Origin of the sequence: Polaromonas sp. SP1 (assembly GCF_003711205.1) — a bacterium.
Classification (GTDB): Bacteria; Pseudomonadota; Gammaproteobacteria; order Burkholderiales; family Burkholderiaceae_C; genus Polaromonas.
The window spans coordinates 2,384,914-2,409,861 of record NZ_CP031013.1; the positions used below are offsets into that span (position 1 = coordinate 2,384,914).

At 64.3% G+C, this 24,948-nt stretch carries 21 protein-coding genes; 13 read left to right on the forward strand and 8 right to left on the reverse strand.

Annotated elements, in window-relative coordinates:
- Positions 1–42 precede the first annotated feature (42 nt).
- From DT070_RS11360 to DT070_RS11385, 6 genes are all read left to right on the forward strand, one after another.
- Positions 43–1,845 carry a GspE/PulE family protein gene (locus DT070_RS11360; protein WP_122955495.1) on the forward strand — a complete coding sequence of 601 codons (1,803 nt, stop codon included), beginning with the start codon at positions 43–45 and terminating at the stop codon, positions 1,843–1,845.
- A gap of 158 nt (positions 1,846–2,003) precedes the next feature.
- Positions 2,004–2,492 carry a tripartite tricarboxylate transporter TctB family protein gene (locus DT070_RS11365; RefSeq protein ID WP_122955496.1) on the forward strand — a complete coding sequence of 163 codons (489 nt, stop codon included), beginning with the start codon at positions 2,004–2,006 and terminating at the stop codon, positions 2,490–2,492.
- A gap of 9 nt (positions 2,493–2,501) precedes the next feature.
- On the forward strand, positions 2,502–4,016 hold the full coding sequence (locus tag DT070_RS11370) for a tripartite tricarboxylate transporter permease (protein WP_122955497.1): 1,515 nt from the start codon (positions 2,502–2,504) through the stop codon (positions 4,014–4,016).
- Positions 4,017–4,124: 108 nt separating this feature from the next.
- Entirely contained in the window at positions 4,125–5,105 is a 981-nt protein-coding gene (locus DT070_RS11375; protein ID WP_122955498.1) for a tripartite tricarboxylate transporter substrate binding protein, read from the forward strand.
- Between the two features lie 142 nt (positions 5,106–5,247).
- Positions 5,248–6,858 carry a gamma-glutamyltransferase family protein gene (locus tag DT070_RS11380; protein WP_122955499.1) on the forward strand — a complete coding sequence of 537 codons (1,611 nt, stop codon included), beginning with the start codon at positions 5,248–5,250 and terminating at the stop codon, positions 6,856–6,858.
- 87 nt (positions 6,859–6,945) lie between these two features.
- Positions 6,946–7,815: a DMT family transporter gene (locus tag DT070_RS11385; protein ID WP_122957364.1), complete on the forward strand. Its 870-nt coding sequence runs from the start codon at positions 6,946–6,948 to the stop codon at positions 7,813–7,815.
- Positions 7,816–8,022: 207 nt separating this feature from the next.
- Here the strand turns inward: DT070_RS11385 and DT070_RS11390 are convergent, their stop codons facing one another.
- A complete protein-coding gene (locus tag DT070_RS11390; protein WP_122955500.1) occupies positions 8,023–9,069 on the reverse strand; it encodes a M48 family metalloprotease in 1,047 nt (348 codons plus the stop codon).
- A 51-nt stretch (positions 9,070–9,120) separates the two neighbouring features.
- Positions 9,121–9,681 (reverse strand): SH3 domain-containing protein, encoded by a 561-nt coding sequence (locus tag DT070_RS11395; protein ID WP_164483745.1) that lies wholly within the window; start codon positions 9,679–9,681, stop codon positions 9,121–9,123.
- A 74-nt stretch (positions 9,682–9,755) separates the two neighbouring features.
- Here DT070_RS11395 and DT070_RS11400 point away from each other — a divergent pair, with 74 nt between their 5' ends.
- On the forward strand, positions 9,756–10,550 hold the full coding sequence (locus DT070_RS11400; protein WP_122955502.1) for an SDR family oxidoreductase: 795 nt from the start codon (positions 9,756–9,758) through the stop codon (positions 10,548–10,550).
- On the forward strand, positions 10,551–10,937 hold the full coding sequence (locus DT070_RS11405) for a hypothetical protein (RefSeq protein ID WP_369973859.1): 387 nt from the start codon (positions 10,551–10,553) through the stop codon (positions 10,935–10,937). It abuts the gene before it with no gap.
- Between the two features lie 15 nt (positions 10,938–10,952).
- Here the strand turns inward: DT070_RS11405 and DT070_RS11410 are convergent, their stop codons facing one another.
- Together DT070_RS11410 and DT070_RS11415 are read right to left on the reverse strand one after the other, a co-directional pair.
- A complete protein-coding gene (locus DT070_RS11410) occupies positions 10,953–12,923 on the reverse strand; it encodes an AAA family ATPase (protein WP_228778515.1) in 1,971 nt (656 codons plus the stop codon).
- Between the two features lie 21 nt (positions 12,924–12,944).
- Entirely contained in the window at positions 12,945–13,181 is a 237-nt protein-coding gene (locus DT070_RS11415) for a hypothetical protein (protein WP_122955505.1), read from the reverse strand.
- 156 nt (positions 13,182–13,337) lie between these two features.
- Between DT070_RS11415 and DT070_RS21335 the strand changes: the two genes are divergently transcribed.
- Positions 13,338–13,484, forward strand: a complete 147-nt coding sequence (locus tag DT070_RS21335; RefSeq protein WP_153976391.1) for a hypothetical protein — start codon at positions 13,338–13,340, stop codon at positions 13,482–13,484.
- A gap of 46 nt (positions 13,485–13,530) precedes the next feature.
- On the opposite strand, the gene DT070_RS11420 is transcribed toward DT070_RS21335, so the two are convergent.
- Positions 13,531–14,430, reverse strand: a complete 900-nt coding sequence (locus DT070_RS11420) for a DMT family transporter (protein WP_122955506.1) — start codon at positions 14,428–14,430, stop codon at positions 13,531–13,533.
- A 139-nt stretch (positions 14,431–14,569) separates the two neighbouring features.
- Here DT070_RS11420 and DT070_RS11425 point away from each other — a divergent pair, with 139 nt between their 5' ends.
- From DT070_RS11425 to DT070_RS11440, 4 genes are all read left to right on the forward strand, one after another.
- A complete protein-coding gene (locus DT070_RS11425) occupies positions 14,570–15,565 on the forward strand; it encodes a quinone oxidoreductase (protein WP_122955507.1) in 996 nt (331 codons plus the stop codon).
- Positions 15,566–15,690: 125 nt separating this feature from the next.
- Entirely contained in the window at positions 15,691–17,130 is a 1,440-nt protein-coding gene (locus DT070_RS11430) for a DUF1800 domain-containing protein (protein WP_122955508.1), read from the forward strand.
- A 23-nt stretch (positions 17,131–17,153) separates the two neighbouring features.
- Positions 17,154–18,524 (forward strand): DUF1501 domain-containing protein, encoded by a 1,371-nt coding sequence (locus tag DT070_RS11435; protein WP_164483746.1) that lies wholly within the window; start codon positions 17,154–17,156, stop codon positions 18,522–18,524.
- 290 nt (positions 18,525–18,814) lie between these two features.
- The gene (locus DT070_RS11440) at positions 18,815–19,633 is read left to right on the forward strand and encodes an NUDIX domain-containing protein (protein ID WP_122955510.1); all 819 of its coding nucleotides are present in this window, start codon (positions 18,815–18,817) and stop codon (positions 19,631–19,633) included.
- On the opposite strand, the gene DT070_RS11445 is transcribed toward DT070_RS11440, so the two are convergent.
- The 3 genes from DT070_RS11445 to ileS form a co-directional block, all read right to left on the reverse strand.
- A complete protein-coding gene (locus DT070_RS11445; protein ID WP_122955511.1) occupies positions 19,630–21,288 on the reverse strand; it encodes a Na/Pi cotransporter family protein in 1,659 nt (552 codons plus the stop codon). The genes DT070_RS11440 and DT070_RS11445 overlap by 4 nt on opposite strands.
- 328 nt (positions 21,289–21,616) lie before the next feature.
- A complete protein-coding gene (lspA, locus tag DT070_RS11450; RefSeq protein WP_122955512.1) occupies positions 21,617–22,117 on the reverse strand; it encodes a signal peptidase II in 501 nt (166 codons plus the stop codon).
- A complete protein-coding gene (ileS, locus tag DT070_RS11455) occupies positions 22,117–24,936 on the reverse strand; it encodes an isoleucine--tRNA ligase (RefSeq protein ID WP_122955513.1) in 2,820 nt (939 codons plus the stop codon). The genes lspA and ileS overlap by 1 nt, the downstream gene beginning before the upstream one ends.
- Between the last annotated feature and the right edge of the window lie 12 nt (positions 24,937–24,948).

The following is a 24,948-nucleotide window of genomic DNA, read 5'->3' on the forward strand; positions in this document are numbered from 1 at the left end:
CATGATGGCGAAAGCCATGATGGATGGGGTACAGTGCCACCCATGAGCGCCGTGACCCACCCCAAACCCCACCGCGAATCGCAGCCGAAAAAAGGCCATGCCGGCCCGCTGGACTGGCGTACGTTGGTGGAGTGGCTCAGTGAAGACGGCGTGATCAGCGCCGCCGAGGCCCAGCGCACCATCGCGCGCTGCTCGCAGGTGCAAAGCGCGCAGCCGCCGTTGACCCGCCTGGCCAGCGTCGGCATGAGCCGCGTGGCCGACGGCAAGCCGCTGGACATCGAAACCATGACGCAGTGGCTGGCCGGCCGCGCGAACCTGGGTTATATGCGGATCGACCCGCTCAAGGTCGACGTGGGCAAAGTGGCCGACACCATGTCCGCCATGTATGCGGAGCGGCACAAGGTGCTGCCGGTGCAGGTCACACCGGGCGAAGTGGTGATCGCCACGTCCGAGCCTTTTATTACCGACTGGGTGCAGGAAGTGGAACGCCAGGCCAAGCGCAGCGTGCGCCTTGTCGTGGCGAGCCCGCTTGAAATCACCAAATTCACCGCCGAGTTTTTCGCGCTCGCCAAATCCGTCAAGGCCGCCGTCAAGTCGGGCGGCTCGTCGGGCTCGGCGAGTTTTGAGCAACTGGTTGAACTTAACAAAAGCAACAAGCAGCTGGACGCCAACGACCAGGGTGTGGTGCAGGTGGTCGACTGGCTCTGGCAGTACGCTTTTGACCAGCGCGCCAGCGACATCCACCTGGAGCCCCGGCGCGAGCAGGGCGTGATCCGCTTTCGCATCGACGGCGTGCTGCACCCGGTTTACCAGTTGCCCATGGGCGTGCACAACGCCATGACGGCGCGCATCAAATTGCTGGGCCGCATGGACGTGGTGGAAAAGCGCCGGCCGCAGGACGGCCGCATCAAGACCCGCAACCCGCGCGGCGATGAAATCGAAATGCGGCTGTCGACCCTGCCCACGGCCTTCGGCGAAAAAATGGTCATGCGTATTTTTGACCCCGACACCACGGTCAAGAACCTCGATGCATTGGGTTTCTCGCAGCATGACGCCGACCGCTGGGAGCAGCTCGTCAAACGGCCCTACGGCATCGTCCTGGTGACCGGGCCGACCGGTTCGGGCAAGACCACCACGCTGTATTCCACCCTCAAAAGGCTGGCCACCGAAGAGGTCAACGTCAATACGATTGAAGACCCGATCGAAATGATCGAGCCGGCCTTCAACCAGACGCAGGTGCAGGCGCACCTGGATTTTGATTTCCCCGAAGGCCTGCGCGCACTGATGCGGCAGGATCCGGACATCATCATGGTGGGCGAAATCCGCGACCTGCAAACCGCCGAAATGGCGGTGCAGGCGGCGCTCACGGGCCATCTTGTCTTCAGCACGCTGCACACCAATGACGCACCCTCGGCGGTCTCGCGCCTGATGGAGCTGGGTGTGCCGTCCTACCTGATCAACGCCACGGTGCTGGGCGTGCTGGCCCAGCGGCTGGTGCGCACGCTGTGCAGCAACTGCCGCGAGCCCGACGAAAGCGCCGCGCGCGAAACACTGGCCGATATGGTCAAGCCCTGGCAGATCAGCGGAGGCTACCGGCCCTACAAGCCGATGGGCTGCGTGGATTGCCGCATGACGGGTTTCCGCGGGCGCATGGGCCTTTATGAATTGCTGACCGTGACCGAGGGCTTCAAGGAGAAGGTTTCGAAAGAGCCCAACATTGATGCGCTTCGCCGCCAGGCGGTGACCGAAGGCATGCGGCCGCTGCGGCTGGCCGGCGCCCTCAAGGTGGCCGAGGGACTGACAACGATTGAGGAAATTCTGGCGTCCACCCCGCCGCTGTCCTGAGTCTGCGGGTTTCTACCAAGTTCACGGCGCTTGGGTCTTGCTGTCAGTGACTGGTAAGAAAAAATACAGACGAAAGGTAAGTGAAAGCCACATGCTGAATTCCCATGAATAAATGCACAATCCACCGATTCATTCTTTATGTATAGAGGAGACAAGCCGTGAATATCAAGAGTCAAAAAGACTTCTTCTCCGGCCTCATGTTCATGGGCGTCGGCGGAGCGTTCGCATGGGGGGCAACAACCTATAACGTAGGCGAGGGCGCCCGCATGGGCCCGGGTTATTTCCCGCTCATGCTGGGCATCCTGCTGGCCATTATTGGCGCCGCCATCACCTTCACCGCATTGGTGGTTGAAGCCGAAGGCGGCGGAAAAATCGGCAAATGGGCCTGGAAGCCGCTGTTTTTCATCATCCTGGCCAACGTGGTATTCGGCATTTTGTTGGCAGGCTTGCCCAGCATCAAGCTACCCGCCATGGGCATGATCGTGGCCATTTATGCGTTGACCTTCATCGCCAGCATGGCCGAAGCCGGCTGGAAGTTCAAAACCACGTTGATTCTGGCCACCGTCCTGGCGGCCGGAAGCTACCTCGCTTTTGTGGTGGCGCTCAAGCTGCAGTTCCCGGTGTGGCCTGCCTTCATCACGGGCTAAGGATAAAAAATGGATCTCGTCACTAATTTGTCCCTGGGCTTTAGCGTTGCCTTTACGCCCATCAACCTGCTGTACGCCTTTATCGGCTGCGTGCTGGGCACCCTGATCGGTGTGTTGCCCGGCATCGGCCCGGTTGCCACCATCGCGATGCTGCTGCCGGCCACTTATGCGCTGCCGCCGGTGTCGGCCCTGATCATGCTGGCCGGTATTTATTACGGCGCGCAATACGGCGGCTCGACCACCGCGATTCTGGTGAACCTGCCGGGCGAATCGTCTTCGGTCGTGACCTGTATCGACGGCTACCAGATGGCGCGAAAGGGACGAGCGGGCCCTGCGCTGGCGGCGGCTGGGCTTGGCTCCTTTTTTGCCGGCTGCGTCGGCACGCTGATTCTGGCGGCCTTCGCACCACCCCTGACCGAGCTGGCTTTCAAATTCGGCCCTGCGGAATACTTCGCCCTGATGGTGCTGGGCCTGATCGGCGCCGTGGTGCTGGCTTCCGGTTCGCTGCTCAAGGCTGTTGCCATGATCGTGCTGGGCCTGCTGCTCGGCCTGGTCGGCACCGACGTGAACTCCGGTGTGGCGCGCTTTAGCTTTGACGTGCCCGAACTGACCGACGGCATCGGCTTCGTAGTGATTGCCATGGGTGTGTTCGGTTACGGTGAAATCATCAGCAACCTGGCGCAGCCCGAGCATGAACGCGAAGTGTTTACCGCCAAGGTGACAGGCCTGTTCCCCACCAAGGAAGACTTCAAGAACATGGCGCCTGCCGTGCTGCGCGGTACTGCTTTGGGTTCTGCGCTGGGCATTTTGCCGGGCGGCGGCGCCTTGCTGGCGGCTTTTGCGGCCTACGCGCTGGAAAAGAAAGTCAAGATGAAGCCGGGCGAAGTGCCCTTCGGCAAAGGCAACATCCGCGGTGTGGCGGCGCCTGAGTCGGCCAACAACGCCGGATCGCAGACCTCCTTCATTCCGCTGCTCACGCTGGGTATTCCTCCCAACGCCGTGATGGCCCTGATGGTGGGCGCGATGACGATCCACAACATCCAGCCCGGCCCGCAGGTCATGACCAGCAACCCCGAACTGTTCTGGGGCCTGATCGCCTCGATGTGGATCGGCAATGCGATGCTGGTGATCCTGAACCTGCCGCTGATCGGCATCTGGATCAAGCTGCTGACGATTCCCTACCGTTTGCTGTTCCCCGCGATTGTGTTGTTCTGCGCCATCGGCGTGTACTCGACCAACAACAACACCTGGGACATCTGGATGGTGGCGATTTTCGGCTGCATCGGTTACCTGTTCATCAAGCTGGGCGCCGAACCCGCGCCGCTGCTGCTGGGCTTTATCCTGGGCCCGATGATGGAAGAAAACCTGCGCCGCGCGCTGCTGCTTTCGCGCGGCGACTGGAGCGTGTTTGTCACGCGTCCGCTGTCGGCCGGCCTGCTGGGCGCCGCTGTTCTGTTGCTGGTCATCGTTTTGTTGCCGGCGGTCAAGAACAAGCGGGAAGAAGCCTTCGTCGAGGCTGATTAAGCAGTGAAACCCTGCAAAAAAAGGCACCTTCGGGTGCCTTTTTTTGTTTGGCCTCTTTTGCCTGTTTGCACCATAGTCGGCACCTGAAAATCGTTGCACAATGGCCCAATGAAACGTAAACATATGATTTCTCTGGCCGCAGCTTTGGCTGCCGCTTTTGCCGTGGCGTTTGCCGGGCCTGCCCTGGCCCAAAGCTACCCCACCAAACCCATCCGCATGATCGTGCCCTTCCCGGCGGGCGGCGCGACCGATATCCTGGCGCGCGCCCTGTCGCAAAAGCTCGGTGAAAAAATCGGGCAGACGGTGGTGGTCGACAACCGCCCGGGCGCGGGCGGCACCATAGGCGCCGATGCGGCTTCCAAGTCGCCGGCGGACGGCTACACGCTGCTGCTGGCCACGTCCAGCACACACAGCATCGGGCCGGCCATCAACCCGAAAATCCCGTACAACGCCGAGACCGACTTCACGCCGATTGCCTACGTGGCAAGCTCGCCCAACGTCGTGCTGGTGCCCAACTCGTCGCCGTCCAAAACGATGCGTGAGTTCATCGACTATGCGCGCAAGAACCCGGGCCGCCTGAACTACGCGTCCAGCGGCAACGGCACCATCGTCCACCTGACGAGCGAGTACTTCAAGGCGCAATCGGAGACCTTCATCCTGCACATCCCTTACCGCGGCACCGCGCTGGCCATGCCGGATCTGATCAGCGGCAAGATCGATGTGCTGTTTGACTCCTTTGTCACCGGCATGCCGCATGTGAAAGACGGCAAGCTGCGCGCGCTGGCCGTCACCACCCTCAAACGCACGGCGCTGGCGCCGGACATGCCGACGGTGTCCGAAGTCCTGCCTGGGTTCGAGTCTGTCACCTGGTTTGGCGTGTACGGTCCCAAAGGCATGCCGCAAGACCTGGTGGGCAAGGTCAACCAGGCGATCAACGCCGCGCTGGCCGATGCCGATGTGAAAGACCGCTTCGCCCGGCTGGGCGCAGAGCCCACGGGCGGCACGCCGCCGGCCTTTGCCGCCATGGTCAAGGCCGATACCGCCAAGTGGAAAAAAATCATCGCCGAGCGGAAAATCACGACGGATTGAACATTCTTCGCATGCTGTGACATGCCCTGGCAGCCACGCCGGCGCGTCCTGGCCTAATCCGGGTTAACCCGGCGATTCGTCCGCAGATGGCGCTGGCGCCAGCTCCCTTGTTTTGCCTCGCCTTCAACAGGTAACCCCTTTCATGAACTTCAATTACAGCAACCCCTACACCTCCACCCGCCTGCCGCTGTTTGCCCGCAATGTGGTGTCCACCTCGCACCCGCTGGGCGCACAGGCCGGCCTGCGCATGATGCTCAAGGGCGGCAACGCAGTCGACGCAGCGATTGCCGCCGCCGCGGCCATGACCATCGTCGAGCCCGTCAGCAACGGTTTGGGCAGTGATGCTTTCTGTATCCTGTGGGACGGCAAAGAGTTGCACGGCCTCAATGCATCAGGCCGCGCGCCGCAAAGCTGGACGCCCGACTACTTCAGCCGCAAATACGGCGCCGATGCACAGACACCGCCCAAGCGCGGCATTGATTCCGTTACCGTGCCCGGCGCGGTGGCCAGCTGGGTGGCCATGAGCAAGCGCTTCGGCAAGCTGCCCTTTGCCGACCTGATGGAGCCGGCGATTGAAATTGCCGAGCGCGGCTATTTGCTGCCGCCGGTGGTGCAGCAGAAGTGGGCGGCCGCGACGGCCGAACTGCAATCGCTGCCGGGCTTTGCGAACTCTTTCCTGCCCTGGGGCCGTGCGCCCAATGTGGGTGAACTGTTCCAGTTCAAGGCGGCGGCCAAGGCGCTGCGGGCCATCGCCGAAACCAAAGGCGACGCGTATTACGGCGGCGCCATCGCCCAAGCCATCGAAAAGTTCTCTGCGCAAAACGGCGGCAGCATCACTGCCAAAGACTTTGCCAGCTACCAGCCCGAATGGGTCAAGCCCATCGCCAAGGACTACCGGGGCTACACCCTGCACGAGATCCCGCCCAACGGGCAGGGCATTGCCGCGCTGATCGCGCTGGGCATCCTGGATAAATTCGACGTGGCCGGCCTGCCCGTTGACGGTGTGGATTCGCAGCACCTGCAGATCGAAGCCATGAAGCTTGCCTTTGCCGACATTTACAAATACGTGGCCGAGCCCTCGTCAATGGAGGTGACGGCCGAACAAATGCTCGATGACGCCTACCTCGCATCCCGTGCCAAACTCATAGACATGAAAAAGGCACAGGACTTTGGCGCGGGCAATCCCGTCAAGGGCGGCACCATCTACCTCACGGCGGCCGACGAAGACGGCATGATGGTGAGCTTCATCCAGAGCAACTACATGGGCTTCGGCTCGGGTTGCGTCGAGCCCGAATTCGGCATCAGCCTGCAAAACCGCGGCCACGGCTTCAGCCTGCAGCCGGGCGCCAACCAGGTCGCGCCGGGCAAGCGGCCTTTTCACACCATCATCCCGGCCTTCCTCACCAAAGACGGCCAGCCGGTGATGAGCTACGGCGTGATGGGCGCCAACATGCAGCCGCAGGGCCACATGCAGACGCTGGTGCGCATGCTGGACTACGGGCAGAGCCCGCAGGTGGCGTGCGACGCGCCGCGCTGGCGCTACAACGCCGGCCTTGAGATCAACGTCGAAGCCGCGATGGACCAAGGCACCGTACAAGGGCTGGCAGATCGCGGCCACCGCATGGAAGTCATCAACGACTCCTACCAGGACTTCGGCGCCGGCCAGTTCATCTGGCGCGCCGGCAACCCCAAGACCGAAGGCTACGTGGCCGCCAGCGATGCGCGGCGCGACGGCCAGGCCGTGGGTTTTTAAGAAGCGACCTTGAGCGATACGCCCGAAAAATTTGATCAAAAAAGGCCTCCAGCCCAGACGGAGCCTGGGCAGGCAGCTACAAAAAGCATAGCGTCCGGCCTGTTGCTCGCCACCTTCGGCGCGATTGCCTTCAGCGGCAAGGCGATCATCGTGAAGCTGGCCTACCGCTACGGCGTCGATGCCGTCACGCTGATCATGTACCGCATGCTGTTTGCGCTGCCCATCTTTGCGCTGATGGCCTGGTGGGCCAGCCGCGGCAAGCCGCCGCTCACGCGCAAGGATTGGCTGGGCGTGCTGTGGCTGGGTTTTACCGGTTATTACCTGGCCAGCTTCCTGGACTTCGCGGGCCTGGCCTTTATCAGCGCGTCGCTGGAGCGGCTGATTCTTTACCTCAACCCCACGCTGGTGCTGCTGCTGGGCCTGGTGATGTACAAGCGCCGCGTCAGCGCGCCGCAAATCATCGGCATGGCCATCAGTTATTGCGGCGTGGTGCTGGTGTTCGGCCATGAGATCACATTGCAGGGGGCAGACGCCGCCTGGGGCGCGCTGCTGGTGTTCCTCAGCGCCGTCAGCTATGCGCTTTACCTGGTCTACAGCGGCGAGATGGTCCGGCGGCTGGGATCGCTGCGCCTGGTGGGCCTGGCGACCTCCGTGGCCTGCCTGCTGTGCCTGCTGCAGTTTGTCTTGCTGCGGCCCATGAGCGCCGCCGCCGTCGCGCCTGAAGTGATCTGGCTGTCGCTGCTCAATGCCACGCTGTGCACCGCAGTGCCGGTGCTCATGGTGATGATGGCCATCGAACGCATAGGCGCCGGCATGGCCGCGCAAACCGGCATGGTGGGCCCGATGTCGACCATCCTGATGGGGGTGCTGATTCTGGGGGAGCCGTTCACGGCCTGGGTGGCGGCCGGGACGGTGCTGGTGATTGCTGGGATTTTTGTGTTTACCCGTGGCAGATAAGGGCCCCCACGCTCCCCCACTGCGTGTGGGTCGCTGCCCCCCGAGGGGGCCGCCCGCCTGCGGTCTGGCAAAGCCAGTCCCGCGGCTCATGCTGGGTTAAGGATTCCCGCGTGCACCGAAGTTGCTTTGGCATCAAATCGGCCTCTAGCCCATGCTCAGCATGCACAGACAGCTATCGATTTGATAGCAAATGGCGTTCAGGCGCTGCTACTTCTTGGCTGGCGTACGCCCAGGCGCCTGCGCCGTCGGCCGGCGGTTCGCGCTGCTCATGCGCTGCGCCACCGTCACGGACGGCTGCACCGCATAGGCATCCAGCCGGTTGCCCATCGCCAGCTCGAGCTGGTTCAAGCGCGTCTGTGCCGGCGGGTGGGTGCTGAGCGACAGGGCAAACAAGGCGTCATCCGGCGCTGCGGTGCGCAGCTGCTGCAGCACGGCGACCAGGCCATACGGGTCAAAACCCGCGCGTGCCGCCAGCGCCACGCCGGTGCGGTCGGCGTCAAACTCGTCCTGCTGGTCCAGGCCCTTGGTGTACATGTTTTTGCCCAGCGCCAGCAGTTGCGACGACACCAGGCCGCCCAGGTCGTTCTTCAGCTGCGAGCTGATCACTTGCGTCAAAAGGCCTGCCCGTGCCGCCTTGTTCATGGCGATCAGGTGGTGCTTGGCCGTGACGTGGGTGATTTCATGGGCCAGGATGCCGGCCAGTTCGGCCTCGTCGGTCACGCGGTCCATCAGGCCCTTGGTGACAAAGACATAACCGCCCGGTGTGGCGAAGGCATTGAAGCCGGGGTCGTCGAGGATGGCGAATGTCCAGGGCAGGTCGGGGCGCGACGATTGCAGGCTGATCCAGCGGCCCAGCTGGTTGATGTAGCGCTGCATGGCCACGTCGGGGTAGAGCGGCTTGCTGCCCAGCAGCACGGCGGCCAGTTGCTGGCCGATCTGGATTTCACGCGGCTCGTCGATCTGGTCCAGCGACTGCGAGAGCAGCTGGAACAGGTCGCCGCCTTTGGCCGCCTGCGCGCCCTGCGGCGCGAGGCTGGCGCCCAGCAGCGCGCCGGCCAGGCCGGCCGGTGAATTGGGCTGCTGCGCGGGTTGTGCGGGCTGGTTGGGTTTGATCAGCGACTGGAACAGGCCGCCCAGCGCCTTGCCGGGGTCCTGGGCCTGGGTGGCGAGCGGGCTCAGGCCGGCCATCAGGGCGAGGGCGCAAGCCGCGTGGCGCGCCGGCTGCTGCAGCTTGAAGAGGTGTGGAAAATTCATGGCGTGCCTCGTTGATTTTTCTTGTCGTTGTTGTTGTCGTTGTTGTGGTGCTTAGCGGGTGTATTGGTCCGGTGCGGCGCTGGGGGCAGCGGCCGGCGCCGCGGGCACCGGCAGGGGCTCGACCTGCCGGCTGTTCAGCGAGGCACTGCCCGCGAACTGCCGGGCCTGCGCGGCATTCATGCGGTTGCCGTCGGCCTGCGCCACCGCCGCCAGGTTGGGCAGGGCGTTGGCAAGGTCTTCAGCGCCCAGGCCGCGAATACCGACGGTGGAGGTGGCCACCGTGCTGCCGGGCGCCTGTGCGCTGCCCTTGTTGAAAAAGCTCGAGAGGCTGCGCAGCGCGCCGGCGCCCGAGCCGCCGCTCTGCGCGCTGGCCGAGGTGATGTCAAACATGTGCACCCAGCCGGTGGCGCCGTCGGCCGTGCGGACCTTGATCCACGCGCCCTGGCGATCGCCCAGCCGCGTCACCGGCGTTTGCACCGGCAGCGGCGCCAGGCTGCGGGAGGCATCGCCCGGGGCATCGCGCAACTGCGCCTCGCGTTTGATCAATGCGGCCTCGCCCTGGGGCTGGGCCTGTGCCAGGGGGCTGGACGCCAGTACGGCAGCGATAACCATCCCCGCCTGAAATTTTGATTTACTCAGTATCATGAGCCGCTCTCCCCCTCTGTGGTTGTCATCAAGGAATTATTATGGATTTGGGTATTGCAGGCAAATGGGCGCTGGTGTGCGGTGCGAGCAAGGGTTTGGGCCTGGGCTGCGCCGAGGCGCTGGTGCGTGAAGGCGTCCATGTGCTCATCGTGGCGCGCGGCGCCGAGGTGTTGCAGGCGGCCGCCGCCAAACTGCAGGCCGACCCGGCCCGGCCCGCGAGTGCGAGCGTCCAGTTCGTCGCCGCAGACATTACCACCGCGGAAGGCCGCGCTGCGGTATTCGCGGTGCGCAAGGACTTCGACATCGTGGTGACCAACGCCGGCGGCCCGCCGCCGGGCGACTTCCGCGATTGGGACCGCGACGCCTGGATCAAGGCGGTTGACGCCAACATGCTGACCCCGATCGAGCTCATCAAGGCGACCGTCGACGGCATGGCAGCACGCGGCTTCGGGCGCATCGTCAACATCACGTCCAGCGCCGTCAAGTCGCCCATCGACATCCTGGGCCTGTCCAACGGCGCGCGCAGCGGCCTCACCGGTTTTGTGGCGGGCGTGGCGCGCAGCAAGCTGGCGGCGCAGGGCGTCACCATCAACAACCTGCTGCCCGGCGCCTTCGACACCGACCGCCTGCGCGGCACCATGAGCGGCGCGGCGCAAAAAACCGGCCAACCGATTGAAACCATCATGGACGCACGCCGCAAGAACATCCCGGCCCAGCGCTTCGGCACCTCCGCAGAGTTCGGCGCCATCTGCGCTTTCCTGTGCAGCCAGCATGCCGGCTACATGACGGGGCAGAACGTGCTGGCCGACGGCGGGGCCTACCCGGGCACCTACTGATTGCCCGCGTTCATGGGCCTGCGCTACCTCAACTTCGATCACAGCGAGGACGGCGATGGCGTGGGCACGCTGGAGGCCATGGCCTCCGTCTGGCCTGAGCAGGTGCAGGCCGTGCATGCCGAGGTCGTCCAGGTGCTGGACTGGGTCCATGCGCAATTTCCCGGGCGGCGCGGCCCGCTCGATGAAGGTTTTGACTGGGACTATGACCTGCACGGTGTGCAGGAACTGACGGCACCCGAGGTTTTGCACTACGACGAACAGGCGCGCCGCCTAAGCGTAGAGGCCGGTGCGCCCGGCAAGCCACGGCACACGCTGACACTCTCGCTGAGCGGAACGCCCGCGTTTTGCGAGGCGTTCATCCAGCAATTCGGCTTGAACGCTGACTGAGCCGTACTTGCGGGCTCACGACATCACAGCCTCGCCGCGCACCCGCCGCATCAGCTCGTGCTGCATCCCGAAGACCCGCAGCTGCTCCGCATAGGGCGCGAGCATCTGCTCTTCCTTCGCGATCGCCACGCCCAGCAGGCTGGCCATTTTTTCTTTGCCCACCTGGCCGTGCGCCAGCAGCTCGTCCACGATGCCCAGCAGCAGGGCCGAATCGGCTTTGAGGATTTCCTGCGCGCGCGCGTAGGCCTGCGCCAGCAGGGCCTCGATCTCGGCGTTGGTGGGCTCCACGTCGGTGTTGAGGTTTTCTTCAGTGCTGTCGGTCACGTCGATGCGGCTGAGCCGCTTGCCAAAACCGAAGTGGCGCACAAAACGCGCGGCCAGGGCCGTGGCATTCTTGAAGTCGCTTTCGCTGCCGGTGGTGCAGGCATCGTCGCCGAACACCAGGGCCTCGGCGGCGCGGCCGGCCAGGCTCACGCAGATGCGGTCCAGGCAGCTTTGCCGTGACTCGGCCTTCATGCGCACATAGCTGTTGTAGCCGCCCTCAAACGACGCCACATTGATCTTGACCTCCTGCGGCGCATGGCCGAACAGCCGGCCATAGACCAGGCCGTGGCCGGCTTCATGTACGGCCAGCAGGGCCCGGAAGTCGGGGCTGGCGCGCTGCTTGAGCTGGTTGAGGTCCAGCGGCACAGGGTAGGCGATGCTTGCGCCCCCGTTTTTGCCATGGCTGACGTGCAGGGATTGTGTGGTGGCGTCCAGCCTCACGCGCAGCGTTGCGCCTTCGGCGATGCCGTGCTCAAGGGCCCACAGTGCGGCGTTGACCAGCGGCGCGCTCAGGATGGCGTGGATCGACGAGAACAGCGGGCGCGTCCCCTGGGCGGGGAAAACCGCGTTGGCGTAAATCCCCTGGTACACCGATTCGTGCAGGTCAAAAACCAGCCCGGCGCTCGCCTGCATTTCGTCGACATACCGGGCACAGGTGCTGCGGATCAGCCGCTCATACGTGGACTGGCTCAGCGACGGGTAGATCACGTGGTTGTTCCCCAGCCGGGCGATCTGCTCGGGCTTGAAGCGCTCTCCCAGGGCTTTCTTGACGTCGATCACCGACAGCTTTTTTGTCAGCGCATGAAAGATATCGGCGTCGGTGTCGCAGTCTTCCACGCGTTTGGCGGTGCCTTCGTACATCTCGTCCAGGTTGCCCGAGACGAAGATGAGTAGCCGGCTGTAATCCGTTTCCCACGAGTCGGTCGAGGCCCGGAACGCCAGCATGCGCTCCTGCAGTTGTTGGGGCGTCCAGGTCATCACTTCCTGCAGCGGCTCCTTGAGCTTGAGGCTTTGCCGGAACTCCTGCGCCTGGTAGGGCGAGAGGGCGAATTTCAGTTTTTTGGGCAGTGCGCCGTCTTTCTCAGGCTTTTCATCTGCTTCCTCGCGTTCGTGGTCGTACAGCGAGAAGGCCAGCGACGATTCAAGCTCCTGCAGAAAAGACAGCGACGGCGGCAGGCGCCCGTCGGACAGCAGCTGCCAGACGTCCTGGTAGCGCTTGACCGCCAGGTCGCCGCCTTTTTCGTTGACGGTGCGAAAGCGCTGGAACTCGTCCAGCACCAGCATGCCGGGCTCGCCCTCGGCTACACCGGACTCGGCCAGCATCGCGCTGATGGAGTCGGCGCTGCGCCAGCTGCCGCCGTTGCTGAAGCCGTCCATCTGCACTTCGACAAAGCGGTCGTAAAAGCCCAGCTTTTGCGCCAGGCGGCGCGTGAGCTGGGTCTTGCCGGTGCCGGTCAGGCCCCACAGGCACACAATCACCGGGCGGCGAATGATGTGCGGCAGCACATACCAGGCGCGGATCGACTCGATCACCCGGTCGATGATCCCGTCAATGCCGAACAGCTCGGTCTTCAGCTCGGCCGCGACCAGGGCCAGGTGGGCACTGCGTTCGCGCATGAGCCCGGGCGGCACGCGGGCTGCGGCAGCCGTCTCGGTTGTCATATCGTTTTTCATGTCAGTCAATCAATCAATCAGTTTTTTAAGGGCCTTGTGTAAGGCCACGGTTTCAGCACGGCGATGCGCGCCGGTGCTGCGAATATGTTTGCCCGCGCCGGACGTGATGGCGCGACGGGCCAGCGCCTGCACCACGGGGTTGCGCGGCGCGGGCAGCTGCACGGTCAAGGCAAGCGGCTGCTTCATGCGCCGCAAATGCTTGACCTTGCCTGCGGCAAAGTCACGGGAAAAAGTTTTGGCACTCATGTGCACGCTCCAGAAAGCAAAAAACCCCGGCGAAAAATCAGCCTGGGGTTTGCGGAGCGCGCTTCACACGTGAAGGCGCGGCACCGACTGCCCGCAGGGCTGGGTATGGTGGGCACCACATCCAGCCGGGGGCAGTGGAGGGTGCGTCAGGTGTGAGTGAACAAAGTCATGGGTCTTGGTGGCTTCAAGGGTTGGCTGCGCAAGGTTATTCGTTGCGCAGCGGCTCAAAGCAAGGAACGGATTCTGAAGAGCCCGCGCGGGCTTGGCAAGTTTTATGCGAGGGTTTTTGATGAGGTGTTGTGAAAATCAAACCAACACCGCGCCATGACGCCGGTGTTTGCCAGGCGCCTCAGCGCCGCGACGACACCACGATGCCGCCCACGATCAGCACAAAAGCGACGGCGTGATAAAGATGCGGCAGCTCACCCAGAAACGCCGCCGACAGCAGCGCGGCGAACAGCGGCGTGAGGTTGGAAAAGAAGCCCGCGATCGCCGGCCCGACCCGCTGCACGCCCATGCCCCAGCAGCGATAGGCGATCACCGCGGGCCCGACGGCCACGTACAGCAAGGCCGCAGCCAGCGGCCAGCCCCAACTGATGTGCGCATCGGTCAGCGCCCACTCACCCGCTGCAAAAGCGCCTGACCAGGCCAGGCCGAAGACGATTTGCGCAAGCAAAAAAGCCGCCCAGTCGCGGCGGATTTCGCCGGGCTCTTTGGGTTGCGACAGCAGCCAGCTGTAGAACGCCCAGGACAACGTGGCCAGCAGCACATACAGGTCGCCGGGCACCAGTTGCACCTGCATCAACAACTCCCACTGGCCGCGCGACAGGACCACCAGCACGCCGGCAATCGACAGCACGGCGCCGGCGACCTGGCGACGGGACACGGCCTGGCCGAAGAACAGCGCGCCCACGACCAGCATCCAGATCGGCACGCTGGATGCGACCAGCGTGACGTTGAGCGGCGTGGAAGTTTTCAGTGCCAGGTACTGCAAGGCGTTGTAGCAGCCCACACCCAGCAGGCCCAGCACCGCAAAGCGCTTCCAGTGCGCCCACAGGCCGCTGCCCGGTTTCAACACCTGCCAGGCCAGCGGCAGCAGAATCACAAACGCCAGCGCCCAGCGCAAAAAATTGAGCGTCATGGGCGGCACCAGGCCGGTGACCAGGCGGCCGACGACGGCATTGCCGGCCCAGAGCATGGGAGGGATCACCAGCAGCGTGGCGGTGGCGGGCGTGAGGCGTTGGGTCATGCCAGCGACTTTACCAAGCGGCGCTGTTTTCCGACGAAGGGGACGTGTTCAACCCTCGAGCCGTGCGGCCCATTGGGATTCATGGCACCATGACGGCCGAGCTTCTTTCCCACCCACCGCAACCTTTGCAAGGAACACCATGGCCTCCTACCCCTCCAAAGCCGTCCGCATCGACAAGCACGGCGGCCCCGAAGAACTCAAACTGGTGGACGTGACGGTGGGCGAGCCTGGACCGGGCGAAATACGCATTCGCCACAAGGCCATCGGCCTGAACTACATCGACGTCTACCAGCGCAGCGGCGTCTACCCGTTCACCATGCCGCTGCAACTGGGCATGGAGGCGTCGGGCGTGATCGAGGCTGTGGGCGAAGGCGTCACGCACCTCAAGCCGGGCGACCGCGCCGCCTACGCCAGCCAGCCGCCGGGCAGCTACTGCGAGCTGCGTGTGATGCCGGCCAAGTGTGTGTGCAAGCTGCCCGATGTCATCTCGTTCGAGACCGGCGCGGCCATGATGCTCAAGGGCCTGACCGCGCAGTACCTGCTGCGCCGCACGCAGCCGCAAGGCGGCCTGCAGCCCGGCGACTTTGTGCTGTTTCACGCCGCGGCCGGTGGTGTCGGCCTGATCGCCTGCCAGTGGGCCAGGGCCATGGGACTGCAGCTCATCGGCACGGCGGGTTCCGACGAAAAATGCGCGCTGGCCCTGTCGCAGGGCGCAGCCTTCGCCATCAACTACGCGAAAGAAGACTTTGTGGCCCGCGTCAAAGAGATCACCGGCGGCAAGGGCGTCAAGGTCGTGTACGACTCGGTGGGCAAAGACACCTTCATGAAGTCGCTGGATTGCCTGCGGCCTTTCGGCCTGCTGGCCAACTTCGGCAATGCCTCAGGCAAGACGCCGCCGCTGGACATCGGCCTGCTGGCTTCCAAGGGCTCGCTCTATGTGTCAAGGCCAACGCTCTTCACCCACATCGCCACACGCGAAACCACCCAGGAGATGGCCGATGAACTGTTCGGCATGCTGACCAGCGCCAAGCTCCACATCCCGATCGACCAGCACTTCGCCCTGGCCGACGTGGCAGAGGCGCACCGCGCGCTGGAGGCTCGCAAGACCACCGGCTGCACTGTTCTGACGGTGTAAATGTGCCGGGCAGGCTCGCTGCGCAACGGTAAACCTGTGTAAAGCCGCAGGCTGCGTTCAACGCAAGGTATTGCCTATGCGTTAAAAAGGGCTGGGCCTTGTGAACAGGCCCGAGGAGAACACCCATGCCCTCAGCGACAGTGATCACCCGGGCTAGCGCGCTGGCCTTCCTGGCTTGCCTGGCCGGTCCCGCAGCGTACGCGCAAGCCGACGCCGCACCCCCTTCGGCCAATGCCGCGGCCGCATGGCGCGCGACGTCGCGACTGGGTTATGCGCCCACGCCGGCCTCCGCGCAAGCCGCAGATGCAACGCCACGCGCCTGGGCCTTGCAGCAGATCGACGCGGCCTATGCCGCCAGCCGCCGCCCACCCGCCATACCCGCAGAGCTTGCCGGCATCAACGCCCCGCTGGGTGATATTGCCCGCGGTTTTTACGCGGAGCGGGAGGCGCGCAAAACCCGGCGTGAAGCAAACAAGCCCGGCGCCGTGATGCAAAACGCCAATGCAGGGCCGGAGAAATTCAGCCGTGAGATGGCGCAAGACGCCGCCGCCTGGCGGCTGATGTCCTGCAGCGACCCGGCACTCGAAAACCCGCTGCTGGCCCGCATGACCGAGTTCTGGTTCAATCACCTCAATGTGTTTGTCGGCAAGGGTCCGGTGCGCCCCTTCGTCGGCCACTATGTCGTCAACGTGATTCGCCCCAACGCCCTGGGCCGGTTTGAAGACCTGCTGCTGGCCAGCGCCCGGCACCCGGCCATGCTGCTGTACCTGGACCAGGCGCAAAGCAACAACCGCGGCATCAACGAAAACTACGCGCGCGAGTTGATGGAGCTGCACACCCTGGGCGTGAACAGCGGCTACACGCAGAAAGACGTGCGCGAACTGGCGCGCATCCTCACGGGCTGGACAGTCAACCTGCGCGACGGCGAAGGCTTTCGTTTTGCCGAGCGCCTGCATGACAAGGACGGCAAGGTGCTGCTGGGCCGCACCTTCGGCAGCGAAGGCGTTGCAGAAGGCGAGGAGGCGATTCGTTACCTGGCGCGCCGGCCTGAGACGGCGCGGCGCATATCCACACGGCTGGCCAGCTTCTTCGTGGCCGACAAACCTTCACCCGCGCTGGTTGACCGGCTGGCCGCCACCTTCACCGCCACACAGGGCGACATCCGGGCGGTGATGCGCACACTGGTCGAATCACCGGAGTTCTGGGCCAAAGACAACACGCTCTTTAAAACCCCGCTGGACTTTGCCTGCTCGGCACTCACCGCAGCCGGCGGTGTGAAGGAGCGCCGCGACATCGTGCAGACCCTGGGCTTTTTAGCGCAAGCCGGCCAGCCCATGCACGGCTGGCAAACGCCCGACGGCTATAAGACCGATGCCGGTACCTGGCTGGCACCCGAGGCCTTGACGCGCCGTGCCGACTACGCACTGGCGCTGGCCCAGCGCACGCCGGAGCCTTCCTACCTCAACGCTTTTTTCAGCACTGCGACACGCGAGCGGATTGCTCGCGAGCCGGCGCAGCTGCGGGCCGGCCTGATGCTGGCCAGCCCTGATTTCATGCGCAAATGAGCAAACCTACACAGGAGTTTTTCATGCACTCAAACGCTTCATCGATTCCTGGCCTGTTGCAACGCCGCAGCCTGCTGGGCCTGGGCGCGTTGTCTGCGCTGTCGCTTGCGGCCGGTGTACCTCGCGTGTGGGCGCAGGCCGTCCCTGCGGGCCGGCAAGGCCTGGACAGCGGCCGCCTTGTCATCGTCTTTCTGCGCGGCGCCTACGACGGCCTCTCTGCCTTCGTGCCTTATGTCGACAGCGACTACTACGCCATGCGGCCCAACATCGCCATTGCCGCACCCGATGGCACGGCGCAAACGGCGCTCAAGCTCGACAAGACCTTTGCCCTGCACCCGGCGCTCAGCCTGTTGCTGCCGCTGTGGCAGCAGGGCGTGTTGGGTTTTGTGCCGGCGGCAGGTTTACCTGCGCCCAACCGTTCGCACTTTGATGCGCAGTACCAGATGGAGATCGCGCAAAGCGGCAAGACCAGCAGCTCGCCCGGGTGGCTGAACAACACGGCCGCGCTGGCCAAAACCAGCGCGGGCAATGCCGCTGCACTCGGTGTGGGCGAGGCCAACCCCGCCATCCTGGGTGGGCAGGCCGCCGTGAAGCTGATCCCGCGCGGGCAGTCGGCCGAGCGCACCGGCGTGCTGGCCAACGACAGGACCCGCCAGGCCCTGCTGGATTTGTATGCCGGTGACGACAAGATCAGCGAAGCCTTTCGCCAGGGCGCGGGCAGCCGCATGCAGAGCGCGCAGGAGCTCACGATGCAAAGAACACAAAGAGCTGAAATGGCGGCAGAAAAAATGGCCGGTAAAAGCCTGGACCGCGACGGTACCCCCGCCAGCCCGCAGGCCCAGACCGCGCAGATGCTGGCGGCCAGCAACGGCGCGGCCGACCCGGTGGGCCTGCAGCTCGACGCCCAGCACCTGGGCACGCTGATGCGCAACGACCGCAGGCTGCGCCTCGGCTTCCTGTCAGCCGGCGGCTGGGACACGCATGCCAACCAGGGCGCCGTGAACGGCCAGCTGGCCAATAACTTCGGCAACCTGGCGCGCGGCATTGCGCAGCTGCGGCAAGACTTTTCGGAGCCCGGCGACGTGATCGTGGTGATGAGCGAATTTGGCCGCACCAGCGCTGAAAACGGCACCCGCGGCACCGACCACGGTTTCGGCAACGCGATGTGGCTCATCGGCAACCGCGTGGCGGGCGGGCGCTGGCACGGCCAGTGGACGGGCCTGGCGCGCAGCAACCTCAACGAGGGGCGCGACCTGCCGGCCCACCATGACTACCGGGCGGTGCTGGCGCAGGTGATGCGGGGGACGTTTGCGTTGGGTGACGCGCAGCTGGCGGATGTGCTGCCCGGGGCGAAGTGGGACAAGCGGCTGGACGGCATGTTTCACAAGGCCTGACGTTTCACTTGCTGGGGTGATCCTCCCGCCGGATTGACCCCCCTCCCGTTCGGGCTGATCCTTCGACAGGCTCAGGACAGGGTACACCTGACGGCGTATCGAAGCCCCTGCTTGTTCGGGATACCCAGGTGTTTTGCGCGGAGCGGTCAGCCACCTCTGCAAGCGCATGCACCTGCGGGAGAAAAAACCGGCTTCGATACCTCAGCCCGAACGGTTGAAAAGCAGGGCGCCATAAAACCCGGCGAAGGTAAACTGACATTCGCCCCAGCTCCAGGCCACCCGCAAGTCCCATGACGCCGCTTAGTTACGACCCCCAATGGCTGCAAACCCTGCGCGCCGGCGCCATCGTGCCGCCGCTGCGACCGCGCGTGCCGCTCTGGGCCGGTGAATCCGTCATCGGCTCGGTCGAGCCCGATTTTTTACATCAAATCGCCCTCCAGCCCTTGTTGGCTATGCACCACCCGCTATTAAAAGAGGAGCACCCGGAGCGGCTGGGCTGGCGCCTGATGGGCGATGTGACGACGAGCCTGAACCAGATCGCAGTGGCGCTGCACGACGCCGGCCTGGCCGGCGCCTGGCGCAACGAACAGCTCGCCGTGCCCGACCAGTTCGGCCACCGCAAAGGCACGGTAGAGCGCGCGGCCGTGCGGCCTTTGGGCATCACCACGCTGGCGGTGCACCTGGTGGGCCAGGCGCCTGATGGCCGCTTCTGGGTGCAGCAGCGTGCCTTCAACAAATCCAACGACCCGGGCCTGTGGGACACGCTGATGGGCGGCATGGTGTCGGCCGCGGACACGGTGGACACGGCGCTCACGCGCGAGACCTGGGAAGAAGCCGGTCTGCATGTGGCCGAACTGCAGGGCATGCGCTACGGCGGGCGCCTGACGACGCGGCGCCCGGCCACCGACGGCAACGGCGCGGGCTATGTGGTGGAAGACATCGACTGGTATGTGTGCACCGTGCCCGACGGGCTGGTGCCCGACAACCAGGACGGCGAGGTCGAGCAGTTTCGCCTGATGGGCGCTGAAGACTTGCTGGCGGCGCTGCAGCGGGGCGAGTTCACTACCGAAGCGGCGCTGATCCTTTCGGACGCGATGGTTTTGCCCTAGGCCTGGTCAGTCAGCGCCGGCGAACGCAGCCGGTTGGGCGCCAGCGCCCCGGCCGAATCGAGGATCGGGTAGGCGATCGAGCAGATGTGCGAATTGATGCGCTTGAGCTCACTGATCAGGTCGATGTGCAGCGAACTGGTTTCCAGGCTCTGCACCGTGTTGGCCGACAGCCGGCCCAGGTGGGTGGTGGCATAGGCGCGTTCCAGGTCGCGAAAGCGGGCTTTTTCTTCCAGCAGCTTTTGCGCATCGCGCACCGTGCCGTTCAAAAACACGCTCATGCCCAGGCGCAGGTTGGCCACCAGGCGCTCGTGCAGCTCGACGATCTCGGCCATGCCGGCTTCCGAGAAATTGCGGCCGGGCTTGATCTTCTTGTCTTCGATGTCGATCAGCACGCGCTCGATGATGTCGCCGATCTGCTCCATGTTGATGGTGAAGCTGATGATGTCCGTCCAGCGGCGGCTTTCTTCCTCGGCCAGCGCCTCGCGCGAGATCTTGGTCAGGTAGTACTTGATCGACGAATACAGCTCGTCGACGGCATCGTCCATCTTGCGCAGGTCTTCGGCGAGCTTCAGGTCGTTCTTCTGGATGACCTCCAGCACGCCCATCAGCATGGTCTCCACCACGTCGGCCTGGTGCATGGCCTCACGCGCGGCGCAAGAGATGGCCAAGGACGGCGTGGCCAGGGCCGAAGGATCCAGGTGATGCGGCCGGCCGCGTGCCTGGCTTTTTTCGGGCTTGGGCAGCAGCTTTTCAACCCAGCGCGCAATCACCTGCGTCCAGCCGATGAAGACAGCGCCCACCAGCACGTTGAAAGTCAGGTGGAACAGCACCACCACGGTCGCCGGCTCGCCCAGGTAAGGCCGGACATGGCGCAGCCACAGGCCGATAAAGGGCGCCGCAATCGCAACCCCCAGCAGCTTGAACAGCAGGTTGCCCAGCGGCACCTGCCGCACTTCCACCGTTGAGCGCAGCGTGGTCAGCACCGCCAGCATGCCGCTGCCCAGGTTGGCGCCCAGCACCAGGCCCAGCGCCACGTCGAGCGGAATGACACCTGACGCGGCCAGCGTGGCGGTCAGCAGCACGATGGCAAGGCTGGAGTAGGACACCACGGCCAGGAATGCGCCGGCGGTGATCTCCAGCAGCAGGTCGCTGCTGAGCGAGCCCAGCAGCGCCTTGACGGCCGGCGCCCGTGTCAGCACCTCGGTGGAGTCCGTGACCAGCCGCAGCGCCAGCAGCATCAGGCCCAGGCCGATCAGCACGCGGCCAAAGCGGCCGACATTGCTGTCTTGCCGCGAGATGAACAGCACCACGCCGACAAAGATAAACAGCGGCGAAAGCCAGGAGAGGTCAAAGGAAAACACCACGGCCATCAGGCTGGTGCCGATGTCCGCGCCCAGCATGACGGCCAGCGCCAGCGGCAGCGTGACCAGGCCCTGGCCGACGAAAGAGGAAACGATGAGGGAGGTGGCGGTGCTGGACTGCACCAGGGCGGTGACGCCTATGCCCGAGACGGCGGCGGCGAGCCGGTTGCTGATGCTGACGGCCAGCACGTGGCGCAGATTGGCCCCGAACACCCGAAGGATGCCGGTACGTACAAGGTGGGTGCCCCAGACAAGCAGCGCAATGGCCGCCAAAAGATTCAACAGATGCTTCATAACTTGAGGGGGCCACTATACCCCTGAAGTGGCCCCTAAGAACCCGTCTACGGTCTAAACGGGGCCGCGCAAACACCTTCTCGGGATGGGATGCAAGGCGCGGTGCGACGCTCATAGTTCACCTATGGGCTAGCGCCGCAACGCCGCAGACCGCCCGAGAAGGGACTTGCCCTCCGGGTTGGGGTGAAATCGGGCGATTGAGCCATCCAGGCCCTTGCATGGGAATTAGCCCATGCGGCGTTCCCGGTCGGCCCACTCATCCCGATTGCACCCCAACGCGGCCCCGTTTAGACCGTAGACGGGTTCTAAGCCCCGGGCGCAACCCTGATTACCGCGTGTGGCGCACCCGCAGCAATTCGTCCAGGATCAGGCAGATCGCCCCGATGGTGATGGCGCTGTCGGCGATGTTGAAGGAGGGGAAGTACCAGCCGGCCCAGTGGAACTGCAGGAAATCCACCACATAGCCGTGCAGGGCGCGGTCAATCACGTTGCCCAGCGCGCCGCCCAGAATGCAGGCCAGCGCGAAGGAGAACAGCTTTTGCCCGGAGTGCGAGCGCAGCAGCCAGAGGATGAACAGCGCCGCCGCGATGCCGATGGCGGTGAAGAACCAGCGCTGCCAGCCCGAGGCCGAAGCCAGGAAGGAGAACGCCGCGCCGGTGTTGTGCACCCGCACGACGTTAAAGAAGCTGGTCACATAGGTCGAGTCGCCCAGGCTGTAGTAGCCCAAAATCAGCACCTTGGTGAACTGGTCGGCAATCAGCAGGATCAGCGCCAGGCCCAGCCAGGGCAGCACGGAGTTGGACGATTGGGTGAAAGTCGTTTTTGCCATTACGCGTATTTCCGGTCTTCGCCCGTGCCGAACAGGTTGCTGGTGCAGCGGCCGCAAATCGTCGGGTGGGCCGGGTCGTGGCCCACGTCGGCGCGGTAGTGCCAGCAGCGTTCGCATTTTGTGTCAGAACTGGCTGTAACCCGCGTTGCGCTTGCACTTGAAGCTATTAAATCAATAGCGGACGTGATGAAGACGAACTTCAGGTCTTCGCCCAGAGAGGCCAGCAGCGCGTGGTCTTCGGCCGCCACTTCCAGCGCCACGTTGGCCTGCAGCGACGAGCCCACCTTGCCGTCGGCGCGCAGGGCTTCGATGTCCTTGTTCACCGCATCGCGCACTTCGCGGATGCGCGACCATTTGGCCAGCAGCGCCGCGTTGGGCGCGGGAAAGTCCGAGTAGGTTTCCATGAAGATCGATTCAGACGAGCCGAACACCTTCCAGGCCTCTTCCGCCGTGAAGCTGAGGAAAGGCGCCATCCAGCGCAGCATCGCGTGCGTGATCTGCCAGAGCGCGGTCTGCGCGCTGCGGCGGGCCAGCGATTTGGGGCCGGTGGTGTAGAGCCGGTCTTTCAGGATGTCGAGGTAGAAGGAACCCAGGTCCTCGCTGCAATAGATCTGCAGTTTGGAGACCACCGGGTGGAACTCATACACCTCGTAGTGCGCCAGGATGTCGGCCTGCAGCTGCGACGCGCGGCTCAGCGCGTAGCGGTCGATTTCCAGCATCTGGTCGAACGGCACGGCGTCCTTGGCCGGGTCGAAGTCGCTGACGTTGGCCATCAGGAAGCGCAGCGTGTTGCGGATGCGGCGGTAGGCGTCGACCACCCGGGCCAGGATCTTGTCGTCGATGCCCAGGTCGCCCGAATAGTCGGTCGAGGCACACCAGAGGCGGATGATTTCCGCGCCCAGCTTGTCGCTGACTTCTTGCGGCACCACCACATTGCCTTCGCTCTTGCTCATCTTGCGGCCCTTGCCGTCCACGGTAAAGCCGTGCGTCAGCAGGCCCTTGTAGGGCGCATGGTCGTACATCGCGCAGGCGGTGAGCAGCGACGAGTGGAACCAGCCGCGATGCTGGTCATGGCCTTCCAGGTACAAATCGGCCGGCCAGGTCGATTGCGCGGCGTGGCTGTGGCGCAGCACGTGGTCGTGCGTGGTGCCGGAGTCAAACCAGACGTCGAGGATGTCGGTGCTCTTGATGTAGTCCGGCGCATCGGCGCCGATGATGGATTCGGCCGTGGCCTTGCTCCAGGCCTCGATGCCGCCGGCTTCGACCATGGTTGCGGCCTGCTCCATGATTTCCATCGTGCGCGGGTGCAGCTCGCCCGTGGCGGTGTGGATGAAGAAGGGCAGGGGCACGCCCCAGTTGCGCTGGCGGCTGATGCACCAGTCGGGCCGGCCGGCGATCATGTCGCGCAGGCGGGCCTTGCCGTTTTCGGGGTAGAAGCTGGTTTCCTCGATGGCGGCCAGGGCCAGCTTGCGCAGGGTTTGCGGCGCCTTGTCTTTGGTGAAAACGCCTTCGCCCTCGTCCATGCGCACAAACCACTGGGCTGCCGCGCGGTAGATCACCGGCGTCTTGTGGCGCCAGCAGTGCGGGTAGCTGTGCAGGATGTCTTGCGTGGCAAAGAGGCGGCCGTGCTCGCGCAGCTTGTCGATGACCAGCGGCGCGGCCTTCCAGATATTGAGCCCGCCGAACAGCGGCAGCTCATCCACATAACGGCCGTTGCCCTGCACCGGGTTGAGGATGTCGTCATAGGCAATGCCGTTGGCCACGCAGGAGTTGAAATCCTCTACGCCGTAAGCGGGCGACGAGTGCACGATACCCGTGCCGTCGTCGGCTGTGGCGTAGTCGGCCAGGAACACCGGGCTGAAGCGGCGGTAGCCAGGGTCCACGTCGTAAAACGGATGCTCGAAGTTGATCTTCTCGAGGTTTGCACCCTTGGTGACGGCGATGACGCGTCCTTCCAGCTGGAAACGCTCAAGGCATTTTTCGACCAGCACCGAGGCCAGCACCAGCAAGCCGCGCTCGGTGTCCACCAGCGAATACTCGAGTTCGGGGTTCAGGTTCAGCGCCTGGTTGGCGGGGATGGTCCATGCCGTCGTCGTCCAGATGACGGCAAAGGCGTCCTTCTGCAGCGCAGCCTGGCCGAAAGCCAGCGCCAGCTTTTGCGGCTCGGCGCATTTGAAGCCGACGTCCAGCGTCTGCGATTTTTTGTCGGCATATTCGATCTCGAACTCGGCCAGCGACGAGCCGCAGTCAAAACACCAGTACACCGGCTTCAGGCCGCGGTAGACAAAGCCGCGCTCCATGATGCGTTTGAGCGCGCGGATTTCATTGGCTTCGTTGGCGAAATCCATCGTGCGGTAGGGGTTGTCCCATTCGCCGAGCACGCCCAGGCGCTTGAAGTCGGCCATCTGGCCGGCGATCTGCTCGGTGGCAAAAGCGCGGCTCTTGGCCTGCACTTCGTCGCGTGGCAGGTTGCGGCCGTGCAGTTTTTCGATGGCGTTTTCGATCGGCAGGCCGTGGCAGTCCCAGCCGGGCACGTAGATTGCGTCCAGGCCCTTGAGCTGGCGCGCCTTGACGATCATGTCTTTGAGGACCTTGTTGACGGCGTGGCCGATGTGGATCTTGCCGTTGGCATAAGGCGGGCCGTCGTGCAACACGAACTTCGGCTTGCCGGCGCGCACGTCGCGCAGCTTTTTGTAGATGCCTTTTTCGTCCCACTCTTTGGTCCAGCCGGCTTCGCGCTTGGGCAGGTCGCCGCGCATGGGGAAGGGCGTGTCGGGCAGGTTGAGGGTGCTGCGGTAATCGGTTTTGGTTTCGGACATGGGATGCTCTTG